Annotated in this window: 10 protein-coding genes and 2 rRNA genes (1 of these 12 cut by a window edge); 3 read left to right on the top strand and 9 right to left on the bottom strand. The window is 55.9% G+C overall.

Annotation, left to right across the window (positions count from 1 at the left end):
• Positions 1–148: 148 nt before the first annotated feature.
• Both MNODULE_RS23805 and MNODULE_RS23800 read right to left on the bottom strand, forming a co-directional pair.
• Complete coding sequence (locus tag MNODULE_RS23805; RefSeq protein ID WP_168063696.1) at positions 149–1,285, bottom strand: UvrD-helicase domain-containing protein; 1,137 nt, start codon at positions 1,283–1,285, stop codon at positions 149–151.
• Positions 1,282–3,024, bottom strand: a complete 1,743-nt coding sequence (locus MNODULE_RS23800; protein WP_168063695.1) for an ATP-dependent nuclease — start codon at positions 3,022–3,024, stop codon at positions 1,282–1,284. The genes MNODULE_RS23805 and MNODULE_RS23800 overlap by 4 nt, the downstream gene beginning before the upstream one ends.
• 391 nt (positions 3,025–3,415) lie before the next feature.
• Here MNODULE_RS23800 and MNODULE_RS23795 point away from each other — a divergent pair, with 391 nt between their 5' ends.
• Complete coding sequence (locus MNODULE_RS23795) at positions 3,416–3,640, top strand: hypothetical protein (protein WP_168063694.1); 225 nt, start codon at positions 3,416–3,418, stop codon at positions 3,638–3,640.
• 62 nt (positions 3,641–3,702) lie between these two features.
• Here the strand turns inward: MNODULE_RS23795 and MNODULE_RS23790 are convergent, their stop codons facing one another.
• The 3 genes from MNODULE_RS23790 to MNODULE_RS23780 form a co-directional block, all read right to left on the bottom strand.
• Positions 3,703–4,896, bottom strand: a complete 1,194-nt coding sequence (locus MNODULE_RS23790; RefSeq protein WP_168063693.1) for an eCIS core domain-containing protein — start codon at positions 4,894–4,896, stop codon at positions 3,703–3,705.
• 29 nt (positions 4,897–4,925) lie between these two features.
• Positions 4,926–6,794 carry a hybrid sensor histidine kinase/response regulator gene (locus MNODULE_RS23785; RefSeq protein WP_168063692.1) on the bottom strand — a complete coding sequence of 623 codons (1,869 nt, stop codon included), beginning with the start codon at positions 6,792–6,794 and terminating at the stop codon, positions 4,926–4,928.
• Between the two features lie 170 nt (positions 6,795–6,964).
• Positions 6,965–10,060: a S8 family serine peptidase gene (locus MNODULE_RS23780; RefSeq protein WP_168063691.1), complete on the bottom strand. Its 3,096-nt coding sequence runs from the start codon at positions 10,058–10,060 to the stop codon at positions 6,965–6,967.
• A gap of 507 nt (positions 10,061–10,567) precedes the next feature.
• Here MNODULE_RS23780 and MNODULE_RS23775 point away from each other — a divergent pair.
• Positions 10,568–11,530, top strand: a complete 963-nt coding sequence (locus MNODULE_RS23775) for a VIT1/CCC1 transporter family protein (RefSeq protein WP_168063690.1) — start codon at positions 10,568–10,570, stop codon at positions 11,528–11,530.
• 23 nt (positions 11,531–11,553) lie between these two features.
• Here MNODULE_RS23775 and MNODULE_RS23770 read toward each other — a convergent pair whose 3' ends face one another.
• Complete coding sequence (locus MNODULE_RS23770; protein WP_168063689.1) at positions 11,554–12,855, bottom strand: hypothetical protein; 1,302 nt, start codon at positions 12,853–12,855, stop codon at positions 11,554–11,556.
• 246 nt (positions 12,856–13,101) lie between these two features.
• Here MNODULE_RS23770 and MNODULE_RS23765 point away from each other — a divergent pair, with 246 nt between their 5' ends.
• Complete coding sequence (locus MNODULE_RS23765; RefSeq protein ID WP_168063688.1) at positions 13,102–13,605, top strand: ferritin-like domain-containing protein; 504 nt, start codon at positions 13,102–13,104, stop codon at positions 13,603–13,605.
• A 58-nt stretch (positions 13,606–13,663) separates the two neighbouring features.
• On the opposite strand, the gene MNODULE_RS23760 is transcribed toward MNODULE_RS23765, so the two are convergent.
• From MNODULE_RS23760 to MNODULE_RS23750, 3 genes are all read right to left on the bottom strand, one after another.
• A complete protein-coding gene (locus tag MNODULE_RS23760; RefSeq protein ID WP_168063687.1) occupies positions 13,664–13,837 on the bottom strand; it encodes a hypothetical protein in 174 nt (57 codons plus the stop codon).
• 212 nt (positions 13,838–14,049) lie between these two features.
• Positions 14,050–14,166 (bottom strand): 5S ribosomal RNA (gene rrf / locus MNODULE_RS23755).
• A gap of 112 nt (positions 14,167–14,278) precedes the next feature.
• Positions 14,279–16,716: ribosomal RNA gene (locus tag MNODULE_RS23750) — 23S ribosomal RNA — on the bottom strand (it continues 571 nt past the right edge of the window).

The following is a 16,716-nucleotide window of genomic DNA, read 5'->3' as shown; positions in this document are numbered from 1 at the left end:
CTTACAGGCCTGTGAGACATTCCCTAACTGCTTGGCCAGCTCCAGTAATCCCACCTTCGTCTTGATGATCTTTTGATCCTTACTCATGTCCTTGACTCCTTTCTCCCACTCTCGGGATGAGATCCAAGGACCTTACCATATTGTCAGATTAAATCGTAGTACTTGCAATTAATTCAAGCAGAGCTTCATCCGAAACATCTTTTACAACGGCTATACCTTTCTCAATTAGAGCACCAAATCTGGCAGATCCACGCTTGCTGCCATCTAAATGGGATTTTACGGCACTAATAAAGGCGGTCTTGTCAGAACGGATCATACACGCACAAATGAAATCCAGAGCTATCTCAAGACGTACTAAACCCGTAGATCCTTCAAGCCTCTCAGCAAACTTATAAAGATCCTTACAATCTAAAGGTTCGATGTTGGAAAATCCCACTGCTGCAAGGTTCTTGGCAAGATTAGCTCGAACATTGATATTGGCTGGGTCACCTATGACGACTAGGTACCCATTACTTGCCTTGTTCATTAGAGCCTTACATGTGCTGACGACTTTGCTTTGTCTGAGAGCCGGTTTCTCGGGAAGCGGCTGCCAGGTTACTCCTGTAGGAGGGCTCCTCAGGTCGATGGCTCCACCCTGTTCAATAGTACTGCGGATATTCCGAAGCCATTCGGATAAATCTTCATTCCCAGCATTGCGCCAACGCCATGGGATATTCAATTCCCCAGCTTTGCTAAAAACGGGAAACACATCAGAACCCCAATCAACTGAACTCTGACCTTTAAAGTCAAAGATAGCCTGAAGCGGATCGCCGAAAACGCACACCGGAAGATAAGGGGCTATCGCTTTGATAACTCGGTGTTGATGACCGTTACAGTCCTGATACTCGTCTACGAAAACACCAGAGTAAGACGATGTTAATACCCCCTTAACTGCACCACTTTGGATGAGTCTAGCAGTCGCTTCATAAACGGCGCTCCACTCCTTATCATTTTTTGGAACAACGCAAGAAAGACCCGACCAATTTGGGAAGGAGACCGCATATAATAAACACCAGCCGGCAATTGTATCGACGCGAAACTTTTTGCTGTCAACCTTGTGTGTAATAAATCGCTTACGAAGCGCGTCGACACCCGCATGAGTATGGGTAAGTATAAGTCTGCGTCCATTTGCAATCTGTGTAGCGCGTACAATTTGCTCGGTCTTACCACAGCCTGCCGCAGCGACTATACTCCCGCACTTTAAAGAAGCAACAAGATTGGCGATCTCTGCCTCTGGATTCGTCATCCGTCGACCCATTGCCGAACCATGGAAAGGGTTATCGCTAGCGGTTTGTCAAGAATTTGATCAAGACAGGGCGCAATAATCTCGGCTAATTCCTCTCCTCTGGAAACATCTTTAAACCAGGATCTCTTTGTATCCTTATTCTTAGCAGACTTTCCGAGAACACGTCGAAATTCATCTGTATCCAGGTCCTCGGAGAAAGAGAGATCGGAAATTTGTGAGAGAGACTGTGCCTTGCACGCATTGTTAATATTATCCTTGACGCTATCAGCACCATGGAGTTCCTCTGCAAACTTTACGATACTAATGACCGTCTTCCATGGCACATCAAGAAATATTCTCTCCTCTATCGAACAAGTGCCTGGCCATTCGAAAATCACACCACCCTTGTTTTTTACAGCATCGATAAGATCAGTAGGAAGTGGTTTGTCTGTATCCAGTAGTAGTGCAATCTTGTAACCGAGGTCGAGGAGATGCTCGGCGAAACCTAACGCAGCATTAGCGCCACAGCCATCAACGGCTATTGTGCCTTGGAGAGCAAATGAATCCCTTCCTTTCTGGCTCCACCAGGCATCCAATCCGCGCAGAAACCCCTGTTCGGTTCTTCCCTCACCGACAAGAATTCTCCTTGCAAGAAAAGCTTCTGGAGTAGCTCGCAAATGACGTTGAACCGTATTAAGATCTTCCGTGGTCGCTAAGACGGACCGAACTTTAGTCAAACCTACCTCGCATCGCACTGTGAATATATCACGGGCAATCAGTTCACGGATAACTACGGGTGAATGCGTTGTCACAAATATTTGGGAAGCTGAAACCTTCGTATCGCCTATTGGAGGAGACTTTATATATTTTATGAGCCTTGCTATACGGTGCGGTTCGAGGCCGTGCTCAATTTCATCGATAAGGGCAATGTGCGAACCACCGGAATCATGCTGTAGGGCGGAAACGATCAGCCTAGATGAACCGGTTCCCAGTCGTCTCAGCGGTAGCTTGCCATCGTGGAGTGCGATACCTCCGCTCGTAATGCTGACTCCCTGGACATCGAGTTCTGCAACATACTTATCACGAACTGGCACGGAAACTTGTCTACCAAGTTGTTCCGCGCGTGAGACGGTTTCCTTAAAGACTTCTTGATTCCCTTGGCGGAAAGCATCTCGGGCAGCCCTATTTGCCTGCGCTAATTGAAGATTTATACTTTCGGTGGCTTCGCCCATCCGCGAGAGAACTGATTGACGACCCCACCCTAAATGTCGTTCAGCATAAGGACCGAGTCTAGTCGTCGCCAATTCCCTAAAGTCTTTGTGACGAACCGTTGGTGGATCATTCTCTCCCGCCTCGATACGATCATTGAATATGGACCATCGTGCCTCAAGTGAATCGTCAATCATGACACGAACGGATAAAGCGTCCTCTAACCCCTCACCTGGTTCATCATAGACCTTTGATTCCTGGTCGTTCCATCCACGAAGGTACATACCATAACGATCATCGGATTTGAATTTAGACGGCAACCCTGCCAAGGTGACAGTGATGTTTATAGAATTATTGACATTAAGATCGAAGAAGTCAGAATCATCAGCGAATTGGTAGTACCTGGGATTCAACGCAAGCTCGACAGCATCAAGTATTGCTGTCTTAGTCGAATCTCCTGGACCGATAAGACAATTCACTGTCGGGGCCGGAGCCCAATCAAGCTCCTTTATTCCTCTGAAGTTCCGGATTTCCACAAATACAATTCGCATAGTCTACTCGCAATAAGGACCGACATTATGCTTCCGTTATTCAAGAACAAAACTCGATTGCGCTTAATCTTTCGGTTTACCTCTTTTGCTTAACTAACACCGCTCTAGACATACGTTACATTGTAAAAAGACAGATAATCCAATTCCCCAAGTTAAATCCTTTCAGGGAGTATACTGAATTAGGAACAAGATCACAAGAAAGATTATTTAATACAGAAAACTCTGCACACTAAAATTAATAACTTGAAGGTAGGACGGACACGATTCATAGTCTCAACGCCAAAGCACGGCCATCAGCTTGAAGAATTCTTTAACTATAAGTAGACTGAATTTAAGGTAGAATAATTCCCTCTTTCAACTCTGACAGAGGGATTGAAAGGAAGGTGGAACCATGCCGAGCAATAAAAAAGTAGCCAAGCAAAAACGCACCACCCACCCCAAAGGCAACCCAGCTCAGAACCCGCGGAAACTGAAACGCGCCGACAATGTCTACCGCAAGCGCGCCAAGCCGATGACCTCCGACCTGACGGAGCGCTTCGAGAACCGCTCCCCCACCCGCGTCCGGCAGATCCCCGAGCTCCCCGCCAAAGGCCAACGGGGCGCGCCAAGGCAGTGATGCAGACAAAAAGAGCCCCGCCCAAATAAAGGGCGGGGCTCTTTGCTTCCACGAAGCGCGGATTACTTTTTCGTCGATTCGATCTCGATACGCGCGCAGTTCTCTTTGACGTTTATTTCATTGGCCAAAGAGTGCTTCCCCCCCTCGTCTCGCTTCTGAACCGCTTCGATCAAATCCTTCAGAAAATCCCGGACGGCAACGGCATCTTTGTCTCCGATCGCTTTGAGGAGAACGTCCCCGCATTTCCCAGCCTCCTCGCTCCGGGCCGTGAGCTTCATCAGCCAATCGAAGTGCGGCTTGAGATATTTTCCGTAGAGTTTCTTCAAGTCGTCGACATGTTCCGCTTCATTCTTCTCGATCCACTTCCCGGCCGCCTCATGGCTCGGCTTGCCGATCATCGTCACCGGCACGCTTCTTTTGTCGCGGCAGGCGGCGGTCCCCGCGATCCCCGACCCCGGCAGACGCATCGACCAGCCCCCCTCCTCCGGCTCGGTGGGAATGATGACGTTGGCCGAAACCGTCACGTCAAAATCGTTGAAGGAACACCCCTTCGTCTTCGGATCATGGCGCGCTCCCGGGGGCTGCAGCGCTTTAAAAAGCAGCTCCCCCGCCTGCATGAAATCATTCGGTAAGGGGCTGCCGTTCACGGTCGGCGTGGTGTATCCGACCGGCAGGTTGCCGAGAATCCGCTCGATCGGATTGATCCGGTTGTAAGCGGGGGTGTCGAACTTGATCTTTCGACGGACGACGGACGGGCCACTCGCCTGCTGGAACAGATGGGCCAGCTCATGCGCGATCAACCGCTTTCCTTCCACTGTATGGGGGGCATACTCCCCGGCCCCGAAGAAAAGATCCCGCCCGACGGTGAACGCCCGCGCATTCAACGACCGGGAGAGTTGGGCGGCGCCTGAATCGGTGTGCAGCCGCACACCCCTTAAGTCCCGCCCGAACCGCGGCTCAAAGTACGACCGCACCGGATCGGGCATCGCTTCCCCCCGGCCGCCGAAGCCCTCGAGCTGAGCGGGGTCCATCTCCGGGGAGACGCGAGGCGGAATGGGGTCGACCGGCTTCGACTGCCCGACCGTAAGTTTGGCTCGAACGTTTTGAACCGCTTGGTTGCCGGCCGCTCCCTGAAGGGAAAGCCACCGCGCAGCAGGCGAACGCATCAAATGAAAGGGAACGGTGCTTTTATTTGAGAGGGAAGGATTCACTTTCCCGGCGAGAGCGGGTTTGGCGGAGCCGGCTTTTGCACGCATTTCTTCTTTCCCGGAATATTGAAAGAACCCTACCGGCCTTTTCGCGGTTCGGCGTTCGGAGCGGGATTGAGCTTTTTTAAAACGGCATCGAGCAGCTGCTCGATTTCAAACGGCTTGGCCAGAAAGGAATGCCCCCCCCGATCGAGGAATTCGCGGGTCCGCGGGTTCAGCGTATCCCCCGTCAGAAAAATCACCTTCTCCGAGAAATCGGGCGACAGATGAATGATCGACGTGAAGAGATCGACCCCATCCATCCGAGGCATCTTGATATCGGTGAGAATCAGATCGAAGGGACGGCGCTCGATCCACGCCAGGGCCTCGGGACCGTCCGGGGCGGTCGTCACGTCGGCCCCCCGCTGCAACAAGGCGTTCCGGATCATCTCCACGATGTGCGCTTCATCATCCACGACAAGAATCCGCTTTCCCGACAAGACCGCCCGGTCGCCCCGGGAGGGGGCTCCCGCGACCTCTTCCGCCCCTTCCCGAACGGGAACCCCGATCGGCTCGATCGGCAGCTCGACGTAAATCTGAGCGCCGCCCCCCCGCCGGCTCTCCGCAAAGAGCCGGCCGCCATGGGCTTTGATGATCCCGTACGAGACGCTCAATCCGAGGCCGGTGCCGACCCCGACCGGCTTGGTGGTGAAAAAAGGATCGAAGATCTTCGGCAAAAGTGCTTCGGGGATCCCCGGGCCGCTGTCTTTAAAGACAATCTGGATGAACCCCTCTTTTCTCCTCCCCTCGATCACCAGCGTCCGCCGGTCGGTCTTCTCCATCATCGCCTGCTGAGCGTTGTTCAAGATGTTCATGAAGACCTGCTGAATCTGGCTCTCGTCGGCGGAGACGGCGGGGAGGGAATCTTCGAAGTCGACTTTCACTTCGATGTCGTCCAATAAAAAGGGACGGGCCTTGATTTCGAGGGTTCTTTTCAGCAAGGCATGCAGGTCGGTCTCCCTCGGTGAAAAGGCTTCTCTTCTGGCAAAGGCGAGGAGGTTCTCGATGATCTTCGAGCAACGCAGCGCCTCGCTCTGGATGATCTTCAGCCGTTTTTGGATCGAACCGGGCTCGGGAGCGGTGAGAAGGAGCTCGGAAAAACCGATGATGCTGGTGAGCGGGTTATTCAGCTCGTGCGCGACGCCGGAGACCAGCTCTCCGATGGCCGAGAGCTTCTCCGCCTGGACGAGCTGCCCCTGCAGCCGGGTCAATTCATTTGCCGTCGCCGCCTGGCGCTCCCGCTGCCGGCGGATGACGGCGGCGGCCCGCCGGACAATCCAGAAGAGGGTGGCATAAAGAAAAAGGCCGCCGAGGAGAGCGCTCAACCAGACCCGGCGTCTCCCCTGCTCGATCTCCCGGAAAAGGGAGACCGGACTTTTGTAGACCTCCACCACCCCCGCCACCGCCTCCTTTCCGCCGTCCCAAATGGGAATATAAAATTCGGCGAAATAAGGGACCGCTTCATCGAAGACATGCTCCGGTTTCATCGGCCTGCCCGATTCCCCGCTGTGGACGGCAAGCCTCCCGGAGAGGGCTTCTTCCAGTTGCGGATTCGGATCGAACCGGTGTCCGATAAAACGGCGATCGTTCGACCAGATGATCGTCCCGTCTTTGGCATAGACATTGGTCCGGACGACCTCGGGCATGGAGGCCATTTTCTCGAAAAAGTTTTCGAGAACCTCGCTGGAGGGGTCCGCTCCCGCCGACCCGAAATAGGCGGCCGTCTCCTGGTCTTCGAGAAGGGTCTGGACGAACTCCATCGTCAAAACGGCGTCGCGCTGAATCATCTTTTCGGACAAGAGGCGGGAGAGGAGAACGGCGGAGAAAACGGTGATCGCGGAGATCGACAGAAGGCTTAAAACGGAAAACCAGCGGAGAAGATTGAATGGTTTTTCTTCTTGCGGCATGGTCGCACCCAAAGGGTCATGCACTGGATAAAATCAATGTTCGCCTCATCCGGTCTCTTCGTTAAACGTAATGATGACGTGCTCGAACTGTAGCCGATTCTCTCGCGTTCGTCAACGCCGCCGGGGAGAGGATCGCGCGGGTCGGAAGGGGCTTTCGCGTGCGATGAAAATCAGGGGAGGGGCTCGATGGAAAAGGTCACCGACACTTCGGCGCCGGCCGACCGCGCGGGGCTGCCGTTCATGCAGAATGTCTTTGCAGTCATCCCTAAGCCGTAACTGCCGGCGTCCTCGATAGGGACGCTGTTTGTGAAGGTCCTAGATGGAGTCTGATCGCGGGTCGTCAAAGTGACTGATTGGATCGTGCCCAAAGGAAGCGATGGGTTCTCGCTCTTAAGCCTCTGGAGAGTAAATTTGGCCTCAAAATCAGCGCCGCTGGTCGTGCCGGTCAACGTTCCATCGAGAGTCAACCGGAAGCGCCCCTCCGGAAATTGAAGATAAGGCGAGACGAGGCCGGTTGTGACGACGGTGATCTGGGCGTTCCCGTCGGCGCTGCACGAAGCGGTCAGGCGCAAGGTCCCCCCGGTCACGGTGTCGCTCTCGACCTCGGAAGCCGATACCGATTCAACATAGTCGGCCGCATAGGTGTAGCTGCTGGTGAGCGGGTCGGGCGAGTGGGTCCCGGAGCCGTTCAGCGCGACCGCCGGCGGCGTGTAGTCTCGCCCTTGCTCCGGCGGATAGATCGACGTCTTTTGATCTTGAACCAAGGTACCGCCGGAGTGGGTCACTTCCCCCTTGGTCGTGGCGATCCGGTTGAGCCGAACCCCCGGCCCCCGGGCAAAGGCCCGCACGGTCTGCTGCGCCAGCGGGGGACTCCCCTCGTCCGCATGGGCCGTCACCACCACCGACAAATCGGCGCAACCGCTTCCGAAGCTGACGGTCGCGTTGAACTCCCCGCTCGTATTCGTCAGACCGCTTGCGTCGCTGACCGTGGCACAGGTCGGCGTCAGTTCGACCCATAAACCCGGAGCAGGCGCGAAGCCTCCCGCTCCGTCCGGCTGCAGGAGGGTCACACGCAAGGTGGCGCTGGTCTCGAAGCGATTTGGAAAGTCCACGTCCATCTGTATGCCGAGGCAGCGGGAGAGAAGGGTTCCCCGCACGTCGTCCGTGTCGCCGCTTGCGTCATAAAACGGCGCCCCGGTCGAATCGACCCCGTACGCGTAGTAGCAGAGGATCTGCGCGTCGGTCAGCGCCGCTTCATTTAACGGAACCGCCACCCCCCCGATCGTCGCGGTGACGGTGGTAAAGCGGGGGGCGCCGTTCGGTTCGAGGCCGTCGGCGTCGAGATCAAACCGCTCGGTGAGGATCCCCCCGGTGAAGCCGTCGCCGTTGAGATCGAACCGGCTGTAATCACGCGCCGCGGGGATGGAAGGCGCATTTGGATTGCCGACCTGGTAGCTCTCCGCGAATTCCTGCAAGTCGAAGTGATTGAAGAGGCTGTCGTTGTTGACGTCGAGGAGCGTTTTTCGGATCTGATCGGTCTGATGCAGCGCATCGAGCGCCAGCACCGCGGCATAGGCGTCGATGAAGCTTTCCACCTTCTTTTTATCGTCCGGCTCCACATTTGCGCGGGAGGTCCCCCGAATCAACCGGAGGGTCTCTTCCACCGGCCGGCTCCGTAAATCGTCGTCGAGGAGCCAGAGGTACGAGGCGAGCCCGGCGACCTGGGCGGCGGAAAAACTGGTCCCTTTCAATTCGGTTGAAACGAGGCCGGTCACCCCCTCGCCGACGGCGTACAGATCGGCGTCATCGTTGGAGAATAAAGAGCGGTCAACATCGCTGACAACGTTCGCCTGAGTGGCGCTGCCGACGAGGGTGAGATTGCGGTCGGGCACCGGAGGGATGACACCGATTTCGAACGCTTGGAGGACTTGATCGATCCGTGTCTCATCAAGCGATAACTCAGGAATGCCGGAATCAGGGTTGGTCCACAAGTTGTCATCGGCAAGGATCGATGGAAGATTCGGCAGTTCGGTTGCGACCGCAAACGGCGACGCCAGACGGGCCCTGCGGAACCCTTCATACACCTGGCCGAGTTCGCCCTGCTCCGTCGTGTCGGTCGTGCTGATGCGCTCATTCCCGGCCGCCACGACTAGGAGCTTCTCATCGGCCAGGGTGGGCTGCGCGGCAAACTCCGCCCAGGCGATGCCGGCGGCGACCCGCAATGCGATCTGCTCCTGGAGATCGACGGGGAAAGCGTTTTGGATGGCGACGCGGGGACAACGATCGTTCCCGGCGGAGCCGCATAAAGTGATTGGATACCCCACCGAGGCGTTCACGACGGCCTTTCCCTCCTCCCGTTCCACGGCCGTGCGGAGGACCTCCACCGCCTGGAAGAAATCGAGCCCGGCCAAATTGACCGGGACGATCTTCAAGCAGTCCGGAAAGGGGTTGGCGCCGGTGGGGGGGGTGCCGTCGAAACGGCCGGCCAGCACCGCGGCCACCTCATAACCGTGAAGGTTGACGCCCCTCTGATTCGACGGCTGGGTCGGCGTTACGTCGAAATTCTCCGCGGCCCCCGGCACCTGATCGCGAAATCCGCCGGGTGGCTCGCCAGCATAGAGATCGGGAACAAGCACCGTCACCTTGCGCGACCCGCAGTCGGCCTCGGCCAGGGCGCGCAGGTTCCAGGCAGCGGGAAAACCGGCCGGCCAAAGATGATCGAGATGCGCCCCGTCGCCGGGGGGAAACGCTTTCCCCTCCAGCTGTCGGCCGGGGACCGACAGAAGGATGCCGGGCTGATTGCGCAAAAGGGCGGCTAAGCGCTTCACCGTCGCGCCGCTCGACTGCCGCGGAACGATGAGGGTGAGGAAGGGGGAATTCGTCCGGGAATATGCGATGGCGGTGGCGCCGAGTTTTTGCGCCGCGGCGTTGAAGTCGGCCACCGTGGCATTGCGGTTAAGCACGATGCTGACGCGGGAAAGAAGCAGGCCGGCGTCGACCTCCTCCAGCGGGGCGCGCACGGGGGAGACGTTGGGAAGCTGGGGCAAAACAAGGACCGCGGGGTCGCCGGCCAGCTGAATCGCCGGCGGGTCGGTGCCATCGGGCGGGTCCACGGGGTCGCCGGGCGCCCCTGCGCCCCCTCCCCCTCCTCCGCTGCCGCAGGCGGAGAGGAAGAAGGTCAAACCGATAAACAGGACAAAGACGACCGAAAGAAAACACTTATACCGGGAGAGAACGATCGGTTGCACCTGCATGCAGCCTTCCATGCCCTCCCCCTGATTTCTACCCATACTTACTTAAAACCGAAGGCAGTTTTTCTGTCAATCCGAACCGGCGCTGCCACCACAACCGGCGGCTTGAGAGAGGCATTTGAAGCGAAAATCCCAGGTAAAACAACTTACCCGTGCCGCCTCAATGCGGCTCTGGCTCAACACGAATTGAATTTTAGGATACCTAAATTACAAAGCCGATAGCAAGAAAATATTGAAGGAATGGGCGGCTTCATTCGTCTTGAAATCGTCTTTTTCTCGGGAGAAGCGTCGATTAAAACAGTCTCCCCCTCTTTACAATAATCCGTGAACTATACCGGAACGGTACCAGCATTACAAGGGTAATTTTTCAATATCGAGATTCGGGGCCGTACACCCGCGACGCATGCGTCGCCCCCGCAGAAGATCTCACCCCGATTGATTTGAGCGAAGCGGAAAGGTATGATCAAAGAAAGAAGATCCACTCGGAGCTCAGCGGTTTTCAATCCCGGAATGGAGTCCTTCATGCAAAACACCGAATATGTGAGTCCGGAATTCGCCCGGCAGCTGATTCTCGATGAGCTGTTCGATTTGTCGCTCTACAAAAGGTTCCGGGAGATCTCCGGGCCCGAATTGCATCCGACCCTCGACGAGCTGATCAAGGTCGAGAGCGGACACCTCGGCTTCTGGCAGGAGCTCTTCAACGTCGAGATTTCGGAGCTCAACTTCGCGCGGCGGCTCAAGCTGGAGATGATCGTCCTCGTCTGCCGTCTCTTCGGGGCGCCCGCCATCGACCTGATCCTGGAGGCGATCGAGGTCTACGGCATCCGCAAATACCTGACCCTCTGGAAACAGAACAAAGACAACCCGATGGGAAAGGCGGTCCAAGGGATCTTGAAAGACGAATTCGAACATGAAGATGTGATCGTCGGCCGGCTGAAAGACCGCATCATCAACCCCGACCGGATCCGGAACATCTTTCTCGGATTGAACGATGGAATGGTCGAGATCCTCGGCGCGGTGGCCGGCTTTTTTGCGAGCTTCGGTCAGAACGCCTTGGTCCTGCTGGCGGGACTGACGACCGCCGTCGCGGGATCGCTCTCGATGGCCGCCGGCGCCTACGTCGCGGTCAGCTCCGAAAACGAGGTGCGGCGGACCCAGGAAGAGAAGGCGCGTTTTTTGGAAGGAGGGACCGGCGAGGAACCCCGGACGGAGCCGGCGATTCGGTCGGCCGCGATCGTCGGCGTCAGCTACTTTATCGGCGCGTCGTTCCCATTGCTTCCGGTGATCTTCGGCGCCCACACGGCGCTCTGGTCGATCCTCACCGCCGGAACCATCATCATTCTCGTCTCGATGGCCCTGGCTTTCCTCTCCGGGATGGACGTGAAACGGCGGGCGCTGACGAATCTGGTGATCATCACCGTCGCCGCCGGGGTCACCTACCTGATCGGAATGATGGTTCGGAATCTGTTGGGAATCGAGATCTAACCCTCAAACCCAACTCTCTCCGTCTAAAAATCGACCTGCATCAGCAGCGCCGCCGTGTCCCGCGTGACGTCGGATCGCGCCGCGCTGATCTCGCTGAACGATTCCACGGGGCTGCCGACCGGCCGAAGGTTGGAGGCCGTCAGGCGGCTGACCTCGGCGACCCACCGGACATTCCAAAAGGGATACCAAGCGAGGCTTGCGACGACCTGCCGCGCGTCGGCGTCGATATCGCTTCGATCGTGGAAGTCGTAGCGGAACGTCCCCCAGAGGTTTCCGCGGAAGGGATAAATCAGCTCCAACGTTCCGCTGAAGACTTTGAGATCTCTCCCGCCGTGGGCATCGCCTCCTTCCCGATACCAGAACACGCCGGGAACGATGTTGAACGCATTCAGCACATAGAGGTTCAGGCTCGCGCCGTACCCGAGGGCGGACGCATCGGTCCCGAGGTTCGCGTCCCCCACCCGATCGCTGTTCACGATCAAACTGACCGCCTGGTGGCGGATCGTCTGGCTGACCCAGGCGTAGGCGGCGCCGATCCGCTGCTCGTTATCATTTTTGGAATTGTATTCGGGGTTGAAGTTCCGGAGCCCCGCGGCGTACCGGAGGCCGATCGGATGAAAACCGTTTAGCTCCGTTCCGACAGACCAGGAGCGAAGGGAGGCCCCCAACGCCGGCTGGATTTGTACGAGGTAGTCGGCGCGGGTCAGCCGACGGGCGCTGGAGAGAAAATAGTTGTCGATACGGTCTTTCCCGATCCGAAGATTCAACAGCGAGTCGGGAAGAAGATCGTTGATCTGCACGACGAAGACCTCGGTCTTAAGGTCGGTGGCGTCGGGATCGTCCGTACCGGTCGTCTCTCCTTCCAGACCCGAAATTGTTCCCTGGAGAATTCCCAAAAAAGAGATCCGCGGGGCGAGGGTCCCCCCGGCCAACAGCTGCCAGTCGTCGAGACCGAATCGGCTCCGTTTTACATCGCTCAGATCGGGGCCGCCGACGATTCCGGTCACCTCCGGGTCCCAACGGTCGCTCTCTGTGAGCGCGGAGAGATCGATCCGCCCCGAAAGGGGAAGCGGCTGCTCCCAAACAAACTTCCCGGGATTGTTGCTGATCGGCGGCATCCGATACCCCCCCTGCTTGAAGACGAAGCCGAAGGCATTCAGCTTCGGAAACCCGGTATGGCACATCACGCAAGGCGCGTTCACCGTCCGGGCGAAAGCCGGAATGGCGTCGGCCCGATTGGGGAAAAACGCGCTGAATAACCCAACCGCCAGAACCGCAATCCAGACCGACCGCCGGAGTCTCTTCATTAAAACAGGATCCCTCATCCCTCTCCCCTCCTACCCATAAGGACGGAGAAGTATACTGAGATCGGCCCCCGCTTTACAACGTGATTTGCGCCTAAGCATCAATCCCGTATCGTCCGCCCGGATCATCGGGCCGGATCGTCGGCATGAATTCGCTTTCGCCGCATCCGATCGATGCCGACCCTCTTCCCCCTGTCGCCGCAAATGTCCTATCATGAAAGGAGAGCCGATTCGATCGGATTTTTTTCAAACGGAGGAGCGGAACCGATGGGGAGATTGGGACAACAGCTTGTCCGGGACGACCGAAAGGCATTGATTGAAGCGCTGACCCGGGCGTATGCCGATGAATGGTATGCGCACTATAACTATTTCTTCGTTTCCAAGACGATCAGCGGCCCCGATTCTCCGGCGGTGAGTCAGGTTCTGCGACGAAAGTCGGATCGGGCCTTGATTCACGCCGAACGGCTGGCGGAGCGGATCATCGCATTGGGAGGAGCGCCGGTGCCGAAACTGACCGATCTTTCGAAGGATGCGACCGATAAGCCGTTTAAACTGCCGGACAATGTGCGCGATATCGATGGCGCCCTGAAGGCGGTCCTCGATGCGGAGCGGACGAGCATCCGGACCTATCGGGCGTTATCCGAAAAGATCAGAGAGAAAGATTCGGTGACGCAGGCGTTGGCTGTGGAGTTATTTCGAGAAGCGGTCGAAGGAGAAGAGGAGATCGAACGGCTTCTCGGAGAGCCTGCGCCGGAAATGGATGGGAGATAAAAAACGGACGGTCTCCTACTCTTTCCGCCGGTCGATGACGCACCGACCTTCGGTCCTTTTAAGCTTCTTTTACGGCCTGAAGGATTTTCTGATACGCCTCCCCGATCTTCTCGGGAGTAATGTCATTTTTTTGAGTTTCAAAAACGGTGAAAAGAGAATCCTGTAATTTTTCGATGAACTTCAGCGTGAGTTCCATAGCAATTTCTTCATCACTCGGCTTTTCAGCAACCATCGCTCGCTCCAGGGTTTAATCAAGATCCACAATCATCTTAGACAAGAAAGCCGACCAAGTGCAAGGAAAAGCATTAGAGAAAGAGAAAATTAAATGATGAATTAATGAATCGGATCTCCATACGTCGATGGGACTCCGATGATTCGCTCAATCTTCCCAAACACAAGACAAAAAAAGCCCCGCTCACCTTTCGATGAGCGGGGCTTAATTTAATCCGGCAGCGTCCTACTTTCCCACACCCTCGCGGGTGCAGTATCATCGGCCCTGGAGGGCTTAACTTCCGTGTTCGGGATGGGAACGGGTGTGACCCCTCCGGTATTGCCACCGAAAACCGACCGGCTGTCGAAAACCGACAGCCGGCTTAAACTGAATATGGGCCTTCAGTCGTGCTAAATTCATCTAACAAGCGCAAAGAACCGAATCTATCAGAAGCAAATAATGGTGGTCAAGCCGCACGGTCTATTAGTACGAGTTAGCTCAAAGCCTCACAGCTCTTTCACACCTCGCCTATCTACCCTGTCGTCTACAGGGGACCTTCAGTGCCTTACGGCAGGGAAATCTAATCTTGGGGTAGGTTTCCCGCTTAGATGCTTTCAGCGGTTATCCTTTCCGGACATAGCTACCCGGCGCTGCCCCTGGCGGGACAACCGGCACACTAGAGGTCCGTTCAACCCGGTCCTCTCGTACTAGGGTCAACTCCCCTCAAATTTCCTCCGCCCACAACAGATAGGGACCAAACTGTCTCACGACGTTTTGAACCCAACTCTCGTACCGCTTTAACGGGCGAACAGCCCGACCCTTGGGACCTACTTCGGCCCCAGGATGCGATGAGTCGACATCGAGGTGCCAAACCGCGTCGTCGATGTGAACTCTTGGACGCGATAAGCCTGTTATCCCCGGAGTACCTTTTATCCGTTGAGCGATGGCCCTTCCACGAAGAACCACCGGATCACTAAGCCCTACTTTCGTACCTGCTCGACTTGTTGGTCTCGCAGTCAAGCTCCCTTCTGCCTTTACACTCGATGGCTGATTTCCGACCAGCCTGAGGGAACCTTTGGGCGCCTCCGTTACCATTTAGGAGGCGACCGCCCCAGTCAAACTACCCACCAGACATTGTCCCCGATCCCGATAAGGGATCCAGGTTAGAACGTCGGAAGGATAAGGGTGGTATTTCAAGGTCGGCTCCACGAAAGCTAGCGCCTCCGCTTCAAAGCCTCCCACCTATCCTACACATACCCACCCAACATCCAGTGTCAAGTTGTAGTAAAGGTTCACAGGGTCTTTCCGTCTAGTTGCGGGCACCCGGCTTCTTCACCGGAACAACAATTTCGCTGAGTTGCTCCCCGAGACAGCGCTCCAGTCGTTATGCCATTCATGCAGGTCGGAACTTACCCGACAAGGAATTTCGCTACCTTAGGACCGTTATAGTTACGGCCGCCGTTTACCGGGGCTTCGATTCAAAGCTTCGCATTGCTGCTAACCTCTCCTGTTAACCTTCCGGCACTGGGCAGGCATCAGACCCTATACATCGTCTCTCGACTTTGCAGAGTCCTGTGTTTTTGGTAAACAGTCGCCAGAGCCTCTTAACTGAGACTCGCATCGGCTCAGCCTGTACGGCTTCACCTACCGCGAGCACCCCTTATCCCGAAGTTACGGGGCTAACTTGCCTAGTTCCTTAGGGAGCATTCTCTCAAGCGCCTTAGAGTTTTCCTCCTACCTACCTGTGTCGGTTTGCGGTACGGTTTCCCTGATAACTCGCTACGAGGTTTTTCTTGGCAGCATGGGATCAGCCCGTTCGTCTCCAATGAGACTCCCCATCACCTCTCGGAGTAATGTCCCGACGGATTTGCCTATCGGAACCTCCTACAGGCTTAGACCCCGAATTCCAACTCGGAGCGGTGCCTACCCTCCTGCGTCCCCCCTTCACTGATAACGTTACCAAGGAAGTACAGGAATATTAACCTGTTGTCCATCGTCTACTTCTTTCGACCTCGACTTAGGGACCGACTAACCCTGGGAGGATTAACCTTCCCCAGGAAACCTTAGGTTTATGGCGAAGACGTTTCTCACGTCTTTTATCGCTACTTATGCCGGCAGAATCTCTTCCCATACCTCCAGTCATCCTCACGATTGACCTTCATCGGCATAGGGAATGCTCCTCTACCATCATCAGAATCCGAAGACTCTGACAATCCGCAGCTTCGGTAATAGACTTGAGCCCCGTTAAATTTTCGGCGCAAGATCGCTCGACCAGTGAGCTATTACGCACTCTTTAAAGGATGGCTGCTTCTAAGCCAACCTCCTGGCTGTCTGAGCGTTCTCACAACCTTTACCACTTAGTCTATTTTGGGGACCTTAGCTGGCGGTCTGGGCTCTTTCCCTTTTGACCACGAATCTTAGCACCCGTAGTCTGACTCCTGCAATAAATGTTTGCGGAATTCGGAGTTTGATTAGGTTTGGTAGCCGGGTAAGGCCCCTAGCCCATTCAGTGCTCTACCTCCGCAACAGAGTTTGCAAGGCTAGCCCTATAGCTATTTCGAGGAGAACCAGCTATCACCTAGTTTGATTAGCCTTTCACCCCTACCCACAACTCATCCGAGGCCTTTTCAACGGTCAACGGTTCGGACCTCCCCTTGCGATTAAGCAAGGTTCATCCTGGTCATGGGTAGATCACTAGGCTTCGGGTCTACTGAACGCAACTGAATCGCCCTATTCGGACTCGCTTTCGCTACGGCTCCGGATCTTCTCCTTAACCTCGCTGCACTCAGTAACTCGCCGGCTCATTAAGCAAAAGGCACGCCATCACCCATTCCCCTTGCGGGGCATAGGGCTCTGACTGCTTGTAGGCATACGGTTTCAGGTTCTATTTCACTCCCCTC

The sequence above is a fragment of the Candidatus Manganitrophus noduliformans genome (assembly GCF_012184425.1).
In the GTDB taxonomy this organism is placed as follows: Bacteria; Nitrospirota; Nitrospiria; order SBBL01; family Manganitrophaceae; genus Manganitrophus; species Manganitrophus noduliformans.
Note: the sequence above shows the minus strand (reverse complement) of the source record. Positions and strands in the feature narration are given on the sequence as shown.

Excerpts from the sequence above, each read along its gene's own strand:
- MNODULE_RS23805 (WP_168063696.1), bottom strand. The coding sequence starts at position 1,285 with ATGACGAATCCAGAGGCAGAGATCGCCAATCTTGTTGCTTCTTTAAAG.
- MNODULE_RS23800 (WP_168063695.1), bottom strand. The coding sequence starts at position 3,024 with ATGCGAATTGTATTTGTGGAAATCCGGAACTTCAGAGGAATAAAGGAG.
- MNODULE_RS23795 (WP_168063694.1), top strand. The coding sequence starts at position 3,416 with ATGCCGAGCAATAAAAAAGTAGCCAAGCAAAAACGCACCACCCACCCC.
- MNODULE_RS23790 (WP_168063693.1), bottom strand. The coding sequence starts at position 4,896 with ATGCGTGCAAAAGCCGGCTCCGCCAAACCCGCTCTCGCCGGGAAAGTG.
- MNODULE_RS23785 (WP_168063692.1), bottom strand. The coding sequence starts at position 6,794 with ATGCCGCAAGAAGAAAAACCATTCAATCTTCTCCGCTGGTTTTCCGTT.
- MNODULE_RS23780 (WP_168063691.1), bottom strand. The coding sequence starts at position 10,060 with ATGGAAGGCTGCATGCAGGTGCAACCGATCGTTCTCTCCCGGTATAAG.
- MNODULE_RS23775 (WP_168063690.1), top strand. The coding sequence starts at position 10,568 with ATGCAAAACACCGAATATGTGAGTCCGGAATTCGCCCGGCAGCTGATT.
- MNODULE_RS23770 (WP_168063689.1), bottom strand. The coding sequence starts at position 12,855 with ATGAGGGATCCTGTTTTAATGAAGAGACTCCGGCGGTCGGTCTGGATT.
- MNODULE_RS23765 (WP_168063688.1), top strand. The coding sequence starts at position 13,102 with ATGGGGAGATTGGGACAACAGCTTGTCCGGGACGACCGAAAGGCATTG.
- MNODULE_RS23760 (WP_168063687.1), bottom strand. The coding sequence starts at position 13,837 with ATGGTTGCTGAAAAGCCGAGTGATGAAGAAATTGCTATGGAACTCACG.